The following is a 17,657-nucleotide window of genomic DNA, read 5'->3' on the forward strand; positions in this document are numbered from 1 at the left end:
TAGATGATATGAAATCTCAAGTATCATGGAAAGTGGGCGGACAACAAGGTGAAGGTATTGAATCAACAGGTGAAATCTTTGCCACTGCTATGAACCGTAAAGGATACTATTTATACGGATATCGTCATTTTTCAAGTAGAATCAAAGGCGGTCATACAAATAACAAAATTAGAGTATCAACATCACCAGTGCATGCAATTAGTGATGATTTAGATATATTAATCGCATTCGATCAAGAAACAATCGAATTGAATCACCAAGAAATGCGTAAAGATAGTGTGATTATTGCTGATAGTAAAGTTAAACCAGAAAAGCCCGAACATTGTGAAGCACAATTGGTTGCGCTTCCTTTTACTGCTACTGCGAAAGAATTAGGCACGACTTTAATGAAAAATATGGTCGCTGTTGGTGCAACATGTGCCGTAATGAACTTAGACATCTCAGATTTCGAGACACTTATCACCAATATGTTTACTAAAAAAGGTGATAAAGTTGTAGAAATGAATATTGAAGCATTGAATGAAGGTTATCGATTAATGAACGAGCAATTAAGTACTGTTGATGGTGATTTTGTTTTAGAAACAACAGAAGGCACACCACACCTATATATGATAGGCAATGATGCGATAGGTTTAGGTGCGCTGTCAGCCGGTTCAAGATTTATGGCAGCATATCCTATTACACCAGCATCTGAAATTATGGAATATATGATTGAAAACTTACCTAAAGTTGGAGGTACTGTTGTACAAACTGAAGATGAAATCGCTGCAGCAAATATGGCAATTGGCTCCAACTATGCTGGCGTACGCGCATTTACAGCAAGCGCTGGACCTGGTCTTTCACTCATGATGGAAGCCATTGGCCTATCTGGTATGACTGAAACACCATTTGTTGTTATTAATACACAACGCGGAGGTCCATCCACTGGATTACCTACCAAGCAAGAACAATCAGACCTTATGCAAATGATTTACGGTACTCATGGTGATATACCTAAAATAGTAGTAGCACCTACTGATGCTGAAGATGCATTTTATCTTACGATAGAAGCTTTCAATCTTGCTGAAATGTATCAATGCCCTGTAATCATTTTAAGTGATTTACAATTGTCATTAGGTAAACAAACTGTAGAATCATTAGACTATAATAAAATCGAAATAAATCGTGGAGAAACGATTCAATCAGATATAGAAAGAGATGAAGATGATAAAACATACTTCAAGCGTTATGCGTTGACTGAAAGCGGTGTCTCTCCTAGACCAATCCCTGGCGTTAAAGGGGGCATACATCATGTTACGGGTGTGGAACATAATGAAGAAGGTAAGACAAGTGAAGCAGCTGATAACAGACAACAACAAATGGATAAACGTATGCGAAAAACAGAGCATCTATTGATTAATGATCCTGTTGAAAATGATGCGTTTCATGAAGCAGCAGATATACTTTATTTAGGTTTCATTTCTACTAAAGGCGCGATTCAAGAAGGTAAAGAAAGATTAGAGCACCAAGGTTTGAAGATTAACCATTTACAAATTCGACAATTACATCCATTCCCAAGCAAAACGATACAAGAAGCGGTTGATAAAGCTTCAAAAGTTGTAGTTGTTGAACATAATTATCAAGGTCAACTTTCAAATATATTAAAAATGAATGTGAACGTTGGAGACAAGTTGATTAATCAAACGAAATATGATGGTACGCCATTCTTACCAAATGAAATAGAATCCAAAGGATTAGAAATTGCCAAAAATTTAAAGGAGTTGGTATAAGTGGCAACATTTAAAGATTTTAGAAATAATGTGAAGCCCAATTGGTGCCCTGGTTGTGGAGATTTTTCTGTTCAAGCAGCGATTCAAAAAGCAGCTGCAAATGTTGGACTAGAACCTGAAGAAGTTGCAATTATAACAGGTATCGGGTGCTCAGGTCGCTTATCTGGTTACGTTAATTCATATGGTGTTCATGGCATTCACGGCCGTTCATTACCATTAGCACAAGGTGTGAAAATGGCTAATAAAGACTTAACCGTTATTGCTTCCGGTGGTGATGGTGACGGTTATGCGATTGGTATGGGACATACGATTCATGCACTACGTAGAAATATGAATATGACATATATAGTGATGGATAACCAAATCTATGGTTTAACAAAAGGACAAACATCACCATCTTCAGCACAGGGTTTTGTGACTAAATCTACGCCAAAAGGCAATATTGAGAAAAATGTTGCGCCATTAGAGCTTGCATTGTCTTCAGGTGCAACATTTGTTGCTCAAGGCTTTTCTAGTGATATCAAAGGATTAACTAAAATGTTGGAAGATGCAATTAATCATGATGGTTTTTCATTCGTTAACGTATTCTCTCCATGTGTGACATACAATAAAGTAAACACTTATGATTGGTTTAAAGAAAATCTTACCAATATTGATGAAATTGAAGATTTTGATACGACCGACAAACAAAAAGCGACTCAAAAAGTTTTAGAATATAATTCATTACTTAAAGGTATCGTATACCAAGACACAGGAACACCTTCCTATGAATCTCAAATTGAAGAAATAGAAGGCACAGCACTAGCCAAAAAAGATATTCACCTTGATGAACAACAATTCAAAGACTTAACAAAACAATTTGTATAGTAGTTTATCTACTTAAATAGTAATCAAAAGCGTAAAATAACTAGCTGATCACAAAAAGATGATTTTCATAGAAAAATCATTGTTTTATATTTGTGGATCAGCTATTTTTATATATAAACATTAAAAGTGGAGGCATAGAGAAAAATGGTTGATCATTTTGTGACAATGAAGGAATTGCTAACATACACACACGAAGGTGAAGATTGGGAAATTCAAACGCGTGAAAGAGATTCACCTGTGCTTGTTACTGCTGTCCATGGAGGGGCTATAGAAAGAGGTACCACTGAAATTGCACAATATTTAAGTGAAATAGGAAATTTCAGTTTTTATAGTTTTAAAGGTGTAAGAAAAAATAAAAATAATGAACTTCATGTTACGTCAACTCATTTTGATGAACCTAAATTAAAAAAGATTGTGAGCGAACATGCCCAAGTTATATCTATTCATGGTTGTATGGGTGAGAAAAATGAAGTGTATATCGGTGGTAGAGATGAAGCGTTAATTACGCGTATAAAACAAGTATTAAATGAAGCAGGATTCATTATAAAGGATGCACCATCTCATATTTCTGGTAAACAACAAGATAACTTTGTCAATTGTGGCAAGAATGGTATGGGAGTACAGTTAGAATTGACCGTTAACTTTAGGAAGCAATGTTTTGTTAATAAAAAATTTAATCTAAAAGATCGAGAAGATCGTTCAAATTGGTCAACTTATTTAAAAGAATTTTCGGAAGCAATGATTAAGGCAATCACATACCATAAATAGTTAACTGCAAATTGCTCAGAAGCAAATGTAAAAATTCTGTTAATAAACTAGCAAAAACTTAACAGTGATTTAAGATAGTGGACGCTAAAGTGTGGTAAATAAAAAAGTACATTTATATAGGAGGTGGAATATGTCTGATCGATTTAAGTCTATGACGGAATTAATGGAGCTTACAGAGGAAAATACGGATTGGATCATTAATACTATTGAGCGAAATAGCAATGTTATAATAACTGCAATTCACGGAGGAGCTATTGAACCTGCTACTACCGAATTGGCGGAATTAACAGCAGAGAAAGGTGGTTTTGACTACTTTACTTTTAAAGCAATTAGAACAAAAGCTAATGCAGAATTACATGTGACATCCAGAAACTATGATGAACCTAAATTAATGAAAATGATTGCTAATAATCCATATGCCATCGCTATACATGGTTGTAAAGGTGAAGATGAAATTATTTATATGGGTGGTAAAGACGAGCAATTAATGGATGCAATGACAGAAGAATTTGAAAAACTAGGGATAGATGTCAGACAAGCGCCATCACATATGTCTGGTGCACATGATGACAATATTATTAATTGTTGTAAAACTGAAAAAGGTGTACAACTCGAATTAACCTCAGGAATAATAAAAAAATTGTTTGAAAATGGACGCTATAATAAAAAAAGTAGAGAAAACAGCAGTAATTGGACTCAGTTTATGTATGATTTTGCACAAGCAATCATTAATGCGACTAAAAACATTGCATAATATTGAAAAGGAAAACCTAATAAGTTATTATAGATTTATTATATCTATAATAGGAAGATGATGAATTTATGAAATTTTCAAAAGCGACTGATTATGCTTTACACGCATTGTTATTTATGATTAATAACCAAGGGGACCAAAAAAAGATTCCTGTACAAGATTTAGCATCAGTTTTAAGTGTTTCTACAACTTACTTATCAAAAGTACTGACACGTTTAGTAAAAAGCAATATCATTTCTGCTAGTAGTGGTGCTAAAGGTGGGTATCAATTAAAAAATGGTTGGGATTCAGTATCTATTTATGATGTCATAATTACGATTGATGGGAAGCAAAGTTTATTAGAAGACTCCTTTAATCACGATGAAGGTTGCCCGATTAAAGCTATAATGGAAGATGCTGAAACAACATTGATAACAACATTGAAACAAAAAAAATTAACAAGTTTAGATAAAAATAGAACAAGTAAATGAATTTATAGTATAGAAATAGGAAATGATAAACTATTTCTATACATTATTTTAAATTTATTATAGATATTAAAAATCTTTAATATATGTATAAATAAAAGGAATGAAATTTGAAGATAGTAGTGTTATATAAATAGAAGGTGCATTTACACAAATGATGTTTGACACCGAATTCGATTTCTTTAAATAATATAGAGCTACACCTGGATAAACAAGGAAAAATCTAATCGACATTTTATGGAATAACCAATATTAATAGGTTGTATGTAGCTAGAGTGGTTAAAGATAACTTTGTTAGTCAATTAATTGATGCTGCTGCGAATGGAAAGAACATTGCTAAAAATATGATGATGGATCTTATAGATGAAACCTATCGATAAACAAAGCTTTAGAATTCTATACCTTAGGTTAATGTTTTGGTAAACTGAAGATAAGTAAAATTTAAGGGGTTGAATAAGTATGAATGATACTTTAATGAGCGTACAAATTATTCCAAAAACTACTAATGGTGAAGACGTTACACCTTACGTAGATGAAGCAATTAAAGTGATAGATGATTCTGGTTTAGAATATCGCGTTGGACCACTAGAAACAACTGTGCAAGGTGAAATGAATGAATGCTTAATATTGATTCAAAAGCTTAATGAGCGAATGGTAGAACTAGAAATACCAAGTACCATCAGTCAAGTAAAATTTTATCATGTTCCTGAAGGTATCACGATTGAAACATTAACTGGAAAATACGATGAAATCTAAGTGATTGTCATGTTAGTTAGATATTGGCTATTGATGTTATAAAGATAAAATTAAATTGTTAACTATTTAAGGTACATCGTTAATTTAGTTAAATTTACTAAATAATACGGAAGTACCTTATTTTTTGTGGGTAAAACCAAGGATAGTTTTATATGAAAATATTATAATAGTAAGAGGTACACTTAAAGATAATTCGATTTTTCACGATGATTTAACTACATATTTCTGTTATCGACCAATATATATATAAGTAAAAGGAGTTTTTGTTATATAAATTTTTAAATCAAAGTTGATTATTGTATATGACTTTTGCACTTTAGTGCTAAATTTAATATAATGAAATAATGATTATAGATAAAGTTATAGAACTTTGAACGACTCGATTGTTAAACAGCGAGATAGAATCTATTTTAAAGCGTTTGTTCTTAGTTTTTATGATATAGAAAGGGTTTTGTTAGCGTGAATGAAGAACAAAGAAAGCAAACTTCTATAGATGTGTTGGCCGAACGCGATAAGAAGACAAAAGATTATAGTAAGTATTTTGAGCATGTATACCAACCACCAAGTTTAAAAGAAGCACGTAAACGTGGTAAAGAAGAAATACATTATAATCGCGATTTTCAAATTGATGAAAAATATCGTGATATGGGTAAAGGGAAGACATTTTTAATAAAAACATATGGTTGTCAAATGAATGCGCATGATACAGAAGTCATGGCAGGTATTTTAAGTGCTTTAGGTTATCAAGCAACGGAAGAGATAAATGAAGCGGATGTTATATTAATTAATACTTGTGCAATTCGTGAAAATGCAGAAAATAAAGTGTTTAGCGAGATTGGCAATTTAAAACACTTAAAAAAAGAAAAACCTGAAACGGTCATTGGTGTTTGTGGTTGTATGTCGCAAGAAGAATCAGTCGTCAATAAAATATTAAAATCATATCAAAACGTGGATATGATTTTCGGTACTCATAATATACACAGACTGCCTGAAATACTTGAAGAAGCTTATCTATCGAAAGCAATGGTAGTGGAAGTTTGGTCTAAAGAAGGCGATGTAATTGAAAATTTACCTAAGGTCAGAAAAGGCAATATAAAAGCATGGGTAAATATCATGTATGGTTGTGACAAATTCTGTACATACTGTATTGTGCCATTTACACGAGGAAAAGAGCGGAGTAGAAGGCCACAAGATATTATTGATGAAGTTAGAGATCTAGCACGTCAAGGATATCAAGAAGTTACATTATTAGGTCAAAACGTTAATTCATATGGCAAAGATATTGATGGATTGGAATATGGACTTGGTGATTTACTTGAAGATATTTCGAAAATAGATATTCCGAGAGTACGTTTCACTACGAGTCACCCATGGGATTTTACTGATCGTATGATAGAAGTGATTGCTAACGGTGGGAACATAGTGCCGCATGTTCATTTGCCTGTACAATCAGGAAATAATGCTGTACTTAAAATTATGGGACGTAAATATACAAGAGAAAGTTATTTAGATTTAGTAGATCGTATTAAGTCTAAAATACCTGACGTTGCTTTAACAACAGATATTATTGTTGGTTATCCAAACGAAACAGCAGAACAATTTGAAGAAACATTAACTCTTTACGATGAAGTAGCATTTGAACATGCATATACGTATATCTATTCACAAAGAGATGGCACGCCAGCGGCTAAAATGAAAGACAACGTACCTTTAGAGGAAAAAAAGGCTAGACTACAACAGTTAAATAAAAAAGTAGCTTATTATTCTGAACAAGCTATGACACAATATGAAGGACAAACGGTTCAAGTTCTATGTGAAGGTGCTAGTAAGAAAGACGATACTGTACTCGCGGGTTATACAAATAAAAATAAACTTGTTAACTTTAAGGCGCCTAAAGAAATGATCGGAAAAATTGTTGATGTAAAAGTTGATGAAGCAAAACAATTTTCGTTAAATGGTACATTTTTAGGAGCTAGTGAAAAAGCAGTGGTGACACAATAATGTATGAAAAAGATGAAATATTAGCTGAAGCAGATAAACTCAGCCAACGTATTCAATCATTAGACACTGTCAAAGAATATCAAGCGATTGAACAGCAAATTCATCATAATAAAAATATTGAGACACGCATGAAAGACTTGAAAAAAACACAGAAACAGTCTGTTAATTTACAAAATTATGGTAAACATCAGGCATTACGTCAATCTGAAGATAAAATTCAAGATATTGAGCAAAATATCAATGTTATACCTATTGTTGAAGAATTTAGAGAATCACAAGCAGAAGCGAATGACTTATTGCAAATGATGATCAGTACGATGTCAAACCGTTTAAATGAAATTCAACAAGATAAAGATTGATACGTAATCCACTTGTAGAAAGGAAATGAACAATATGAAAACAAGAAAATTAACACTAACTGCGATATTGATTGCTATTAATGTAGTGTTAAGTAGCATTGTTGTTATACCTTTAGGGCCTATTAAAGCGGCACCTATTCAACATTTAATCAATGTTATATGCGCGGTATTTGTGGGACCTTGGTTTGGTTTGGCACAAGCGTTTATATCTTCGTTGTTAAGAATGCTATTTGGCACCGGTAGTTTCTTTGCATTTCCTGGAAGTATGGTTGGCGTATTATTAGCAAGTGGTTTTTACTATTATCGAAAACATATTTTTATGGCAGCAGTAGGTGAAGTTATAGGTACAGGTATCATTGGTAGTATCATGTGCATACCTTTAGCTTGGTTATTAGGCTTTAATAATTTTGCTGTAAAGCCTTTAATGATAGCTTTTATTGTATCAAGTGTGATTGGTGCAATGATTAGTTACATCGTTTTAATGATTATGAAAAGAAAAGGTATTTTAAAACGCTTCTTATAAATATGTAAATATGAAAAGGTTAAGTTTCATTACTTTTAACATATAAAAGAATTAATTATAATGTAGATTTGTAATTAACTATTTGTATGTGCAAATGAGACTTAATCTTTTTTTTATAAATTTTATATATCAATCAGCGAATTAATGAAGTTTTTATATCAATCTGACCCTGTAAGCATAAGCGTAAAAGCTAAAGTTATGTTAAAATTTAAGAGTTAAATGGACAATAAAATCTCAGGAAAATGGTTTGAGAGTACAAAACGATAAAGTAGTAAAATTCCTGATATAAAGCATAAATATCAATCAGATGAACAATTGAAAAGTCATCTGATTTAATGATTTACCATACATAAGTAATGATTTATTTAATGTATTTTAAATTATAGTGAGAAACTAATAGAAGGATTGTGAAAGATTAAATGACTAACCAAACGCCAATGATGCAGCAGTATTTAAAAATAAAATCACAATATCAAGATTGTTTACTATTTTTTAGATTAGGCGATTTTTATGAAATGTTTTTTGAAGATGCGAAAGAAGCATCTAGAGTTCTAGAAATAACATTAACGAAACGGGATGCTAAAAAAGAAAATCCCATTCCTATGTGCGGTGTACCTTACCATTCAGCAGATGGCTATATCGAAACATTAATTAATAATGGATATAAAGTTGCTATTTGCGAGCAAATGGAAGACCCTAGACAAACAAAGGGAATGGTAAAACGTGAGGTAGTTAGAATCGTTACGCCTGGTACGGTTATGGATCAAGGCGGCGTAGATGAAAAACAAAACAATTATATTTTGAGCTTTGTACAAATAAATGATTGTTATGCACTAAGTTATTGTGATGTGTCTACAGGAGAACTTAAAGTAACATCTTTTAACGATCAAGCTACATTAATTAATGAAATAACAACAATTAATCCAAATGAAATCGTGGTAAATGCGCAAATAGATGAGGGATTAAAACGTCAAATTAGTTTGACAACTGAAACAATTACAGTATTGAATGAAATATCAAATGCAGAATATGCAGTTAATACAAGTAATGATCAATCTTTATATAATGCGACTCAGTTATTACTTGATTATATTTTCCATACGCAAAAACGAGATCTATCTCATATAGAAACTGTTGTAAAATATGAAGCAGTAGATTTTATGAAAATGGACTTTTATGCAAAACGTAATTTAGAATTGACAGAAAGCATACGCCTAAAAAGTAAAAAAGGAACATTGCTATGGTTGATGGATGAAACTAAAACGCCTATGGGGGCAAGAAGATTAAAACAATGGATTGATAGACCGTTAATCCATAAAAACCAAATTGAATCTCGGCTAGATACAGTTGAGCAATTTATTGACTTTTTTATAGAGAGAGACACTTTGAGAGAACATCTTAATCAAGTATATGATATCGAGCGTTTAGTCGGCCGTGTAAGTTATGGAAATGTAAATGCTAGAGATTTAATTCAGTTAAAACATTCAATTTCTGAGATACCCAATATTAAACAATTATTAGATGGTTTAGATACAGAAACCACTGAACAATTTAAAGCACTTGAACCTTTAGATGAATTGTTAACATTGTTAGAAAATAGTTTGAAAGAAGAGCCACCTATCTCTGTTAAAGAAGGTGGATTATTCAAAAAAGGATTTAATCAGGAGCTTGATGAGTATTTAGAAGCATCGAAGAATGGTAAATCTTGGTTGGCTGAACTGCAGACAAAGGAACGTCAACGCACTGGTATTAAATCACTGAAGATTAGTTTTAACAAAGTCTTTGGATATTTTATTGAAATTACAAGAGCCAACTTGCAAGGTTTTGATCCTTCTGCATATGGTTATCATCGTAAACAAACTTTATCAAATGCAGAACGATTTATTACGGATGAATTAAAAGAAAAAGAAGATATTATTTTAGGTGCTGAAGATAAAGCGATTGAATTAGAATATCAATTATTTGTGCAATTGAGAGAGCAAATAAAAACGTATACAGAGCGTTTGCAAAAACAAGCGAAAATTATTTCAGAATTGGATTGTTTACAAAGTTTTGCAGAAATAGCGCAAAAATACAATTATGCAAGACCTGCATTTAGTGAAGACAAGACACTTAAATTAACAAATTCAAGGCATCCAGTTGTAGAACGTGTCATGGATCACAACGACTATGTGCCAAATGATTGTAAACTAGATCAAGATACGTTTATTTATTTAATCACAGGACCTAATATGTCAGGGAAATCTACTTATATGAGACAAGTTGCAATCATAAGTATTATGGCACAAATGGGCGCATACGTACCTTGTGAAGCAGCTGTATTACCAGTTTTTGATCAAATATTTACAAGAATTGGAGCTGCAGATGATTTAGTTTCTGGTAAAAGTACATTTATGGTTGAGATGTTGGAAGCACAAAAAGCACTTGCTAATGCTACAGAAGATAGTTTAATTATTTTTGATGAAATAGGTAGAGGTACCTCTACTTATGATGGATTGGCTTTGGCACAAGCTATGATTGAATTCGTTGCACATACTTCTCATGCCAAGACATTATTCTCTACACATTACCACGAATTAACAACTTTAGATCAGTCGTTATCTTCGTTGAAAAATGTTCATGTTGCAGCAAATGAATACAATGGTGAGCTTATCTTCTTACATAAAGTTAAAGATGGAGCTGTCGATGATAGCTATGGTATCCAAGTAGCGAAGTTAGCACATTTACCAGAAGCAGTTATCTCACGCGCACAAGTAATTCTAGATGCATTTGAACAAAATAATAATCAAGAACAAACGACAAATGAAAAAGTCAATGTTATTAAAACAGGTGTGGAAGCACAATCTTTAGAAAAACCAATAGTAGCAGAAAATGATTACAACTATAGCGATGACAAACAAGAACATAACAGCTACCAATTTGAACAAGCAGCTTTTGATTTGTTTGATTATCCAGCAGCACAAAGTGAAATAGAGAATGAAATTAAGCAATTAAATTTATCGAATATGACACCGATAGAAGCCCTAGTAAAACTTAGTGAATTACAGAATCAGTTAAAGTAGAGGTGAGGTCATTCAATGGGTAAAATAAAAGAATTACAGACATCTTTAGCAAATAAAATAGCAGCTGGTGAAGTAGTGGAAAGACCTGGATCAGTTGTGAAAGAACTATTAGAAAATGCAATTGATGCACAAGCAACAGAAATAAATATAGAGGTTGAACAATCAGGCGTCGCTTCTATACGTGTTGTTGACAACGGTACTGGTATTGAAATCGATGATTTAGATTTAGTATTCCATCGTCACGCAACAAGCAAATTGGATGCAGATGATGATCTGTTCCATATTCGTACATTAGGCTTTCGTGGAGAGGCATTAGCTAGTATTTCATCAGTTTCTAAGGTAACATTGAAAACATGCACAGATAATCAAGAAGGCCAAGAAATTTATGTGGAAAATGGTGAGGTTTTAAATCGAAAACCAGCTAAAGCAAAAAGAGGCACAGATATTTTAGTGGAGTCACTATTTTATAATACGCCAGCACGATTAAAATATATTAAGAGTCTATATACCGAACTAGGTAAGATAACAGATATAGTAAATCGTATGGCCATGAGTCATCCTGATATACGTATTTCGCTTGTGTCTGATGGTAAAACAATTATAAAAACAAATGGATCTGGTAGAACAAATGAAGTGATGGCTGAAATTTATGGTATGAAAGTTGCTAAAGACTTAGTACATGTTACAGGGGATACAAGTGATTATCATTTAGATGCTTATTTTGCGAAACCTGAACATTCTAGAAGTAATAAGCATTATATTTCTATCTTTATTAACGGGAGATATATTAAGAATTTCTTGTTAAATAAAGCGATTTTAGAAGGTTATCATACTTTATTAATGGTTGGTCGTTACCCAATATGTTATATCAATATTGAAATGGATCCGATATTGGTAGATGTCAATGTCCATCCAACTAAATTAGAGGTAAGATTATCAAAAGAAGACCAGCTTTTTGAATTAATCGTTAACAAAATTCGTGAAGCTTTTAAAGATCGCATTTTAATTCCTCAAAATGATATGGATAAAATGACGAAGAAAAACAAGGTATTAAACCAATTTGAGCAACAGAAAATGGATTTTGAAAAACGTCAACAACAAAATAACTTTGAGCAAAATATTGAGCAAACAGCTGATTCAAACATGCATAATGAAAATGACACAAGTGTAGAAAATGAAGCATCTTATATAAATCAACACGATGGTGAACAAAATCGTATTCAAGAATCACAAAATGATTATAAGAAAATACAAAATGAACTACTTTATGATTTTGAAACAACAAATAGTGATTCTACTGACAATGAAGTCTCAGTTGAAGATAATAGTGATGAGGATATTAAAGGTCGCGTGAGTGCTTCACCAACTCGTCGAATACCCTACATGGAAATTGTTGGACAAGTCCACGGTACCTATATTATCGCTCAAAATGAAAATGGTATGTTTATGATTGACCAACACGCAGCTCAAGAAAGAATAAAGTATGAATATTTCAGAGAAAAAATTGGTGATGTTGTAAATGAAAGTCAAAATTTATTAATCCCGTTAACTTTCCATTTCTCAAAAGATGAATTAATGATTATTAATCAGTATAAAGATGAATTAGATAAGGTAGGCGTGCATTTAGAACCATTTGGTGGACATGATTATATTGTAGATAGCTATCCTGTTTGGTTTCCGAAAGAAGAAGCAGAAGAAATCATCAAAGATATGATTGAATATGTATTAGAACATAAAAAAGTCGACGTTAGAAAAATTCGTGAAGAAGCTGCGATTATGATGAGTTGTAAAAAATCAATTAAGGCTAACCACTATCTAAAAAATAATGAAATGGCAGATTTAGTCAATCAGTTGAGAGAGACTGAAGATCCATTCACCTGTCCGCATGGAAGACCCATTATTATTAATTTCTCAAATTATGAATTAGAACGTCTATTTAAACGTATTGTCTAAGGAGGAATTCATGTTGAAACCGCATATTTTACCTGCAGTTCGCTCAATGAAAGATTTAGAAAAATTAACGATGACAGATTATAAGGAATGTGTCATGTTAGATGCGCATATTGGGCATGTTAAAAGCATCATGGGTCTATTAAACAAGAATAATATTGAAACATACATGCATATCGATTTAATCAAAGGTATGAGCCATGATGAATTCGCGTGTGAATACATTATTCAAAATTATCATCCTAAAGGCATCGTTTCAACCAAGACAAAAGTAATTAAAAAAGCAAAATCACTAAATACAACAACTGTGTTCAGAGTATTTGTATTAGATAGCCATGCATTATCTAGAAGTATTGAATTGATTAAGCGTGTAGAACCAGATTTTGTGGAAGTTTTACCGGGTATTGCTACAAAAGCCATACGTATCATTAACGAAGAAACGAATACTGCTGTAATTGCTGGCGGACTCATTAACAGTAAAGAAGAAGTAGACATTGCAGTTTCAAATGGTGCAAAATATATTACAACTAGTGATCGATCGTTATGGTAATCTAATCAGATGATATAACTAAAACAATAAAAGTTAAGTATTTTGATATCATCAATATATTTGCGAACGATCGCCATGAACGAGTATAGGGAGTTGTTGATAATGATAAAACCAATGCAATTAAAAGAAGGAGACACTGTGGCGATTGTGTCTCTTTCTTCTGGTTTAGCAGGTGAAAGTGATATATTATGGCGAACGCGACAAGGCATTCATCTTTTGGAAAGTGAATTTGGTTTAAAAGTCAAACTAATGCCCCATGCACTCAAAGGTGTAACTTTTATTCACGATCACCCAGAATGTAGAGCGAAAGATTTAAATGAAGCAGTAAAAGATCCAGAAGTTAAAGCTATTATTAGTTGTATTGGTGGAGAAGATGCGATACGCATTTTGCCTTATGTGGATTTGCAGGCAATTGCCACAAATCCTAAAATATTCAGTGGTTATTCAGATACAACTACAGTACATTTGATGTTTTATAAAATGGGGATAGTTAGTTTTTATGGGCAGGCATTACTTACTGATTTTGCAGAAAATATTGCAATGGATACATATACTGTAGAGAATATTAACAAGTGTTGGTTTAATACAAATAAAATTGGAACAATAGAACCAGCATTTTATATACGACCATTCGGATTAAAGTGGGATATAAAAAATAAAAACAGGTGTAGACCTGAAATAGTCCAAAATGGATACGAAATATTAAATGGTAATAACAAAGTAAGCGGCCATCTTTTAGGCGGGAATCTAGAAACTTTTGTTGACTTACGTCATACTTCAATATTTCCTGAAATTGAGGCTTTTAATGGGGCAATATTATTTTTAGAAACATCGGAAGACACACCGACACCGGAAATGTTTGATGAATATTTAGAGCAATTGCTAAAGCATGGTATTTTAAATCGTCTGAATGGCATGATTTTTGGCAAGCCATTTAACAATGTATATTATGAAAATTATAAAAGGGAAATATTTAAAATAATAAAAAAATGCAATAATCCTAAAATGGTTGTTTTTTATAATTTATCATTTGGTCACAATGAACCAAAACATGCGATTCCTTATGGGTTGATGGCACAAATTGATCCATTAACCGGTCAGTTTAGTATCGCTGAAAACAGTGTAGTATCCACTTAAGTTGTGACAACTTTTCTACAAAAACATTTGACAACGCTTACAACAACGGTGTAAGATAAACTCAAGTTAATATTTAGAACAGAGATGGGAGATTTCTACAGTAATTAAACCGGTGGTTCACAACTGGATATAATTGTAGGGATCTCCCTGTCTTATTTTAGGAGGAGTCTTTATGAGTGTATATTTTGCTGAATTTTTGGGAACAGCAATACTTGTACTATTTGGGGGAGGCGTTGTTGCAAACGTCAACTTAAAAAGAAGTAATGGGAATGGCGCAGATTGGATCGTTATTGCTACAGGTTGGGGGTTAGCAGTTACTATGGGAGTGTACGCGGTAGGTAATATATCGGGTGCGCATTTAAATCCAGCAGTGACTTTAGCATTTGCAATGGATGGCGCAGTTAATTGGTCTATGGTACCTGGCTATATCATCTGTCAAATCCTTGGTGGTATTGTGGGTGGTGCATTAGTTTGGCTAATGTATTTAGCTCAATGGAAAGCAACAGAAGATCAAGGTACAAAATTAGCTGTATTTTCTACAGCTCCTGCCATTAAGAACTATTTTGCAAACTTTATGAGTGAAATTATTGGCACAGCTATTTTAACAATGGGGCTTTTATTCATCGGTATGAATAAAATTGCTGATGGACTAAATCCATTAATTGTCGGTAGTTTAATCGTTGCAATTGGTTTAAGCCTAGGTGGTCCTACAGGTTATGCAATTAACCCAGCGCGTGATTTAGGTCCGCGTATTGCACATGCAATTCTACCAATTTCTGGCAAAGGCGATTCTAATTGGTCCTATGCAATTGTACCAGTGTTAGGCCCTGTGACTGGTGGTATGATTGGTGCGGTGATTTATAGACTGTTTTATAAAGGTGCATTTGATACAATGTCAGTGGTTGCAATCGTATTATTAATCATCACGCTTATTTTAGGTGTCGTATTAAATAAAGCGAAAAATGCTAAAGGTATTGAATCGATATATTAATTACGTTTAATTTATTTGTATTTACGTTAAAATATAACTAGATATTATTATCATTGGATTAATATAAAATTATTAGTTGAGTGAACTAATAAAAAAAGGGTACAGAAAAGTATGTATATCAATGTGAATTACATATGTAATTCGTGTTATGAACATTAGAAGAGGGAGCTAATAATTATGGAAAAATATATTTTGTCAATCGACCAAGGCACTACGAGTTCTAGAGCAATTCTGTTTGATCAAGACGGAAAAATCAAAGGCGTTGCACAACGTGAATTCAAACAATATTTTCCAAAATCAGGCTGGGTAGAACATGATGCTAATGAAATTTGGACGTCTGTTTTAGCTGTTATGGCTGAAGTTTTAAATGAAGAAAACGTTGGTGCAGATCAAATTGCTGGTATTGGTATTACAAACCAACGTGAAACTACGGTAGTGTGGGATAAGAAAACATCAAGACCGGTATATCATGCAATTGTTTGGCAATCACGTCAAACACAAGGCATCTGTCAAGAATTAAAAGAACAAGGTTTAGAAGATAAATTCAGAGAAAAAACAGGTCTCTTATTAGATCCGTATTTCGCTGGGACAAAAGTTAAATGGATTCTTGATAATGTAGAAGGTGCAAGAGAAAAAGCTGATAATGGAGATTTATTATTCGGTACAATTGATTCATGGCTAGTGTGGAAATTATCTGGTGGCAAAGCACATATTACAGATTATACAAATGCAAGCCGTACATTGATTTATAATATCCATGATTTAGAATGGGATCAAGAATTATTGGATGTATTAGAAATTCCAAACACTATGTTACCTGAAGTTAAAGAGTCTAGTGAAGTTTATGCAAATACCATTGATTATCATTTCTTTGGACAAGAAATACCAATTGCTGGTATTGCAGGTGACCAACAAGCAGCATTATTTGGTCAAGCTTGTTTTGAACGTGGAGATGTAAAAAACACCTACGGTACAGGTGGCTTTATGTTGATGAATACAGGTGAAGAAGCTGTAGCATCTAAAAGCGGTTTGTTAACAACAATCGCTTACGGACTAGATGGAAAAGTTAATTATGCACTTGAAGGTTCTATCTTTGTTTCGGGTTCAGCCATTCAATGGTTACGAGATGGATTAAGAATGATTAATTCTGCACCACAATCAGAAAATTACGCAGAACGTGTAGAATCTACAGAAGGTGTTTACGTTGTGCCTGCATTCGTAGGCTTAGGAACACCATATTGGGATGCAGATGCACGTGGAGCAATCTTTGGTTTAACGCGTGGTACTGAAAAAGAACACTTTATCCGTGCTACATTAGAATCACTGTGTTATCAAACGCGTGATGTACTTGAAGCAATGGAAAAAGATTCTGATATTACAGTGAATAACCTGCGTGTTGATGGTGGTGCTGTTAAAAATAACTTTATTATGCAATTCCAATCTGATTTATTAAACGTGAGTGTTGAACGTCCAGAAATTAATGAAACAACAGCTTTAGGTGCTGCTTATTTAGCTGGTTTAGCTGTAGGTTTCTGGGATAATAAAGATGAAATTGCTAACCGTTGGAAACTAGAAAAAGAATTTAATCCAGATATGGAAGAAAAAGAAAGAAATAAATTATATAAAGGCTGGAAAAAAGCTGTAGAAGCAACGCAAGTCTTTAAGTTAGACGATGAATAAAGAATTAGACTTATCTAAGTTTC

15 protein-coding genes are annotated in these 17,657 nt (G+C 33.0%); all 15 read left to right on the top strand.

Going from position 1 to position 17,657, the window contains the following annotated elements:
* Window positions 1–8: 8 nt before the first annotated feature.
* The 15 genes from KA873_RS05205 to glpK all read left to right on the top strand — a co-directional run bounded on the left by KA873_RS05205 (window position 9) and on the right by glpK (window position 17,634).
* The gene (locus KA873_RS05205) at window positions 9–1,769 is read left to right on the top strand and encodes a 2-oxoacid:acceptor oxidoreductase subunit alpha (protein ID WP_107386236.1); all 1,761 of its coding nucleotides are present in this window, start codon (window positions 9–11) and stop codon (window positions 1,767–1,769) included.
* Window positions 1,770–2,636, top strand: coding sequence for a 2-oxoacid:ferredoxin oxidoreductase subunit beta (locus tag KA873_RS05210; protein ID WP_107505258.1), 867 nt, complete (start codon window positions 1,770–1,772; stop codon window positions 2,634–2,636).
* Window positions 2,637–2,780: 144 nt separating this feature from the next.
* A complete protein-coding gene (locus KA873_RS05215) occupies window positions 2,781–3,404 on the top strand; it encodes a poly-gamma-glutamate hydrolase family protein (protein WP_107505259.1) in 624 nt (207 codons plus the stop codon).
* Window positions 3,405–3,534: 130 nt separating this feature from the next.
* Window positions 3,535–4,158, top strand: a complete 624-nt coding sequence (locus KA873_RS05220) for a poly-gamma-glutamate hydrolase family protein (RefSeq protein WP_210140182.1) — start codon at window positions 3,535–3,537, stop codon at window positions 4,156–4,158.
* A gap of 68 nt (window positions 4,159–4,226) precedes the next feature.
* A complete protein-coding gene (locus tag KA873_RS05225; protein ID WP_107383973.1) occupies window positions 4,227–4,628 on the top strand; it encodes an RrF2 family transcriptional regulator in 402 nt (133 codons plus the stop codon).
* 456 nt (window positions 4,629–5,084) lie between these two features.
* A complete protein-coding gene (locus KA873_RS05230) occupies window positions 5,085–5,381 on the top strand; it encodes a thiamine-binding protein (RefSeq protein ID WP_107505261.1) in 297 nt (98 codons plus the stop codon).
* Between the two features lie 459 nt (window positions 5,382–5,840).
* The gene (gene miaB / locus KA873_RS05235; protein WP_107386231.1) at window positions 5,841–7,382 is read left to right on the top strand and encodes a tRNA (N6-isopentenyl adenosine(37)-C2)-methylthiotransferase MiaB; all 1,542 of its coding nucleotides are present in this window, start codon (window positions 5,841–5,843) and stop codon (window positions 7,380–7,382) included.
* Window positions 7,382–7,741, top strand: a complete 360-nt coding sequence (locus KA873_RS05240) for a YlbF/YmcA family competence regulator (RefSeq protein WP_107383971.1) — start codon at window positions 7,382–7,384, stop codon at window positions 7,739–7,741. The genes miaB and KA873_RS05240 overlap by 1 nt, the downstream gene beginning before the upstream one ends.
* A 34-nt stretch (window positions 7,742–7,775) precedes the next feature.
* Window positions 7,776–8,264 carry an energy coupling factor transporter S component ThiW gene (gene thiW / locus KA873_RS05245; RefSeq protein ID WP_107386229.1) on the top strand — a complete coding sequence of 163 codons (489 nt, stop codon included), beginning with the start codon at window positions 7,776–7,778 and terminating at the stop codon, window positions 8,262–8,264.
* Between the two features lie 419 nt (window positions 8,265–8,683).
* Window positions 8,684–11,326, top strand: a complete 2,643-nt coding sequence (gene mutS, locus KA873_RS05250) for a DNA mismatch repair protein MutS (RefSeq protein ID WP_107383969.1) — start codon at window positions 8,684–8,686, stop codon at window positions 11,324–11,326.
* A gap of 15 nt (window positions 11,327–11,341) precedes the next feature.
* Window positions 11,342–13,279 (top strand): DNA mismatch repair endonuclease MutL, encoded by a 1,938-nt coding sequence (mutL, locus tag KA873_RS05255; RefSeq protein ID WP_107383968.1) that lies wholly within the window; start codon window positions 11,342–11,344, stop codon window positions 13,277–13,279.
* Window positions 13,280–13,292: 13 nt separating this feature from the next.
* Window positions 13,293–13,826: a glycerol-3-phosphate responsive antiterminator gene (locus tag KA873_RS05260; RefSeq protein ID WP_107504926.1), complete on the top strand. Its 534-nt coding sequence runs from the start codon at window positions 13,293–13,295 to the stop codon at window positions 13,824–13,826.
* A 102-nt stretch (window positions 13,827–13,928) separates the two neighbouring features.
* Window positions 13,929–14,963, top strand: coding sequence for a S66 family peptidase (locus KA873_RS05265; protein WP_210140183.1), 1,035 nt, complete (start codon window positions 13,929–13,931; stop codon window positions 14,961–14,963).
* Between the two features lie 172 nt (window positions 14,964–15,135).
* Window positions 15,136–15,954, top strand: a complete 819-nt coding sequence (locus KA873_RS05270) for an MIP/aquaporin family protein (RefSeq protein ID WP_107386589.1) — start codon at window positions 15,136–15,138, stop codon at window positions 15,952–15,954.
* Window positions 15,955–16,131: 177 nt separating this feature from the next.
* Entirely contained in the window at window positions 16,132–17,634 is a 1,503-nt protein-coding gene (gene glpK, locus KA873_RS05275; RefSeq protein WP_119517634.1) for a glycerol kinase GlpK, read from the top strand.
* Window positions 17,635–17,657: the final 23 nt, after the last annotated feature.

This window comes from Staphylococcus sp. GDY8P45P (assembly GCF_017892745.1).
Classification (GTDB): domain Bacteria; phylum Bacillota; class Bacilli; order Staphylococcales; family Staphylococcaceae; genus Staphylococcus; species Staphylococcus cohnii.

Coding starts and splice junctions, on each gene's coding strand:
- KA873_RS05205 (WP_107386236.1), top strand. CDS start 9: ATGAAATCTCAAGTATCATGGAAAGTGGGCGGACAACAAGGTGAAGGT.
- KA873_RS05215 (WP_107505259.1), top strand. CDS start 2,781: ATGGTTGATCATTTTGTGACAATGAAGGAATTGCTAACATACACACAC.
- KA873_RS05220 (WP_210140182.1), top strand. CDS start 3,535: ATGTCTGATCGATTTAAGTCTATGACGGAATTAATGGAGCTTACAGAG.
- KA873_RS05225 (WP_107383973.1), top strand. CDS start 4,227: ATGAAATTTTCAAAAGCGACTGATTATGCTTTACACGCATTGTTATTT.
- KA873_RS05230 (WP_107505261.1), top strand. CDS start 5,085: ATGAATGATACTTTAATGAGCGTACAAATTATTCCAAAAACTACTAAT.
- KA873_RS05240 (WP_107383971.1), top strand. CDS start 7,382: ATGTATGAAAAAGATGAAATATTAGCTGAAGCAGATAAACTCAGCCAA.
- thiW (WP_107386229.1), top strand. CDS start 7,776: ATGAAAACAAGAAAATTAACACTAACTGCGATATTGATTGCTATTAAT.
- mutS (WP_107383969.1), top strand. CDS start 8,684: ATGACTAACCAAACGCCAATGATGCAGCAGTATTTAAAAATAAAATCA.
- mutL (WP_107383968.1), top strand. CDS start 11,342: ATGGGTAAAATAAAAGAATTACAGACATCTTTAGCAAATAAAATAGCA.
- KA873_RS05265 (WP_210140183.1), top strand. CDS start 13,929: ATGATAAAACCAATGCAATTAAAAGAAGGAGACACTGTGGCGATTGTG.
- KA873_RS05270 (WP_107386589.1), top strand. CDS start 15,136: ATGAGTGTATATTTTGCTGAATTTTTGGGAACAGCAATACTTGTACTA.
- glpK (WP_119517634.1), top strand. CDS start 16,132: ATGGAAAAATATATTTTGTCAATCGACCAAGGCACTACGAGTTCTAGA.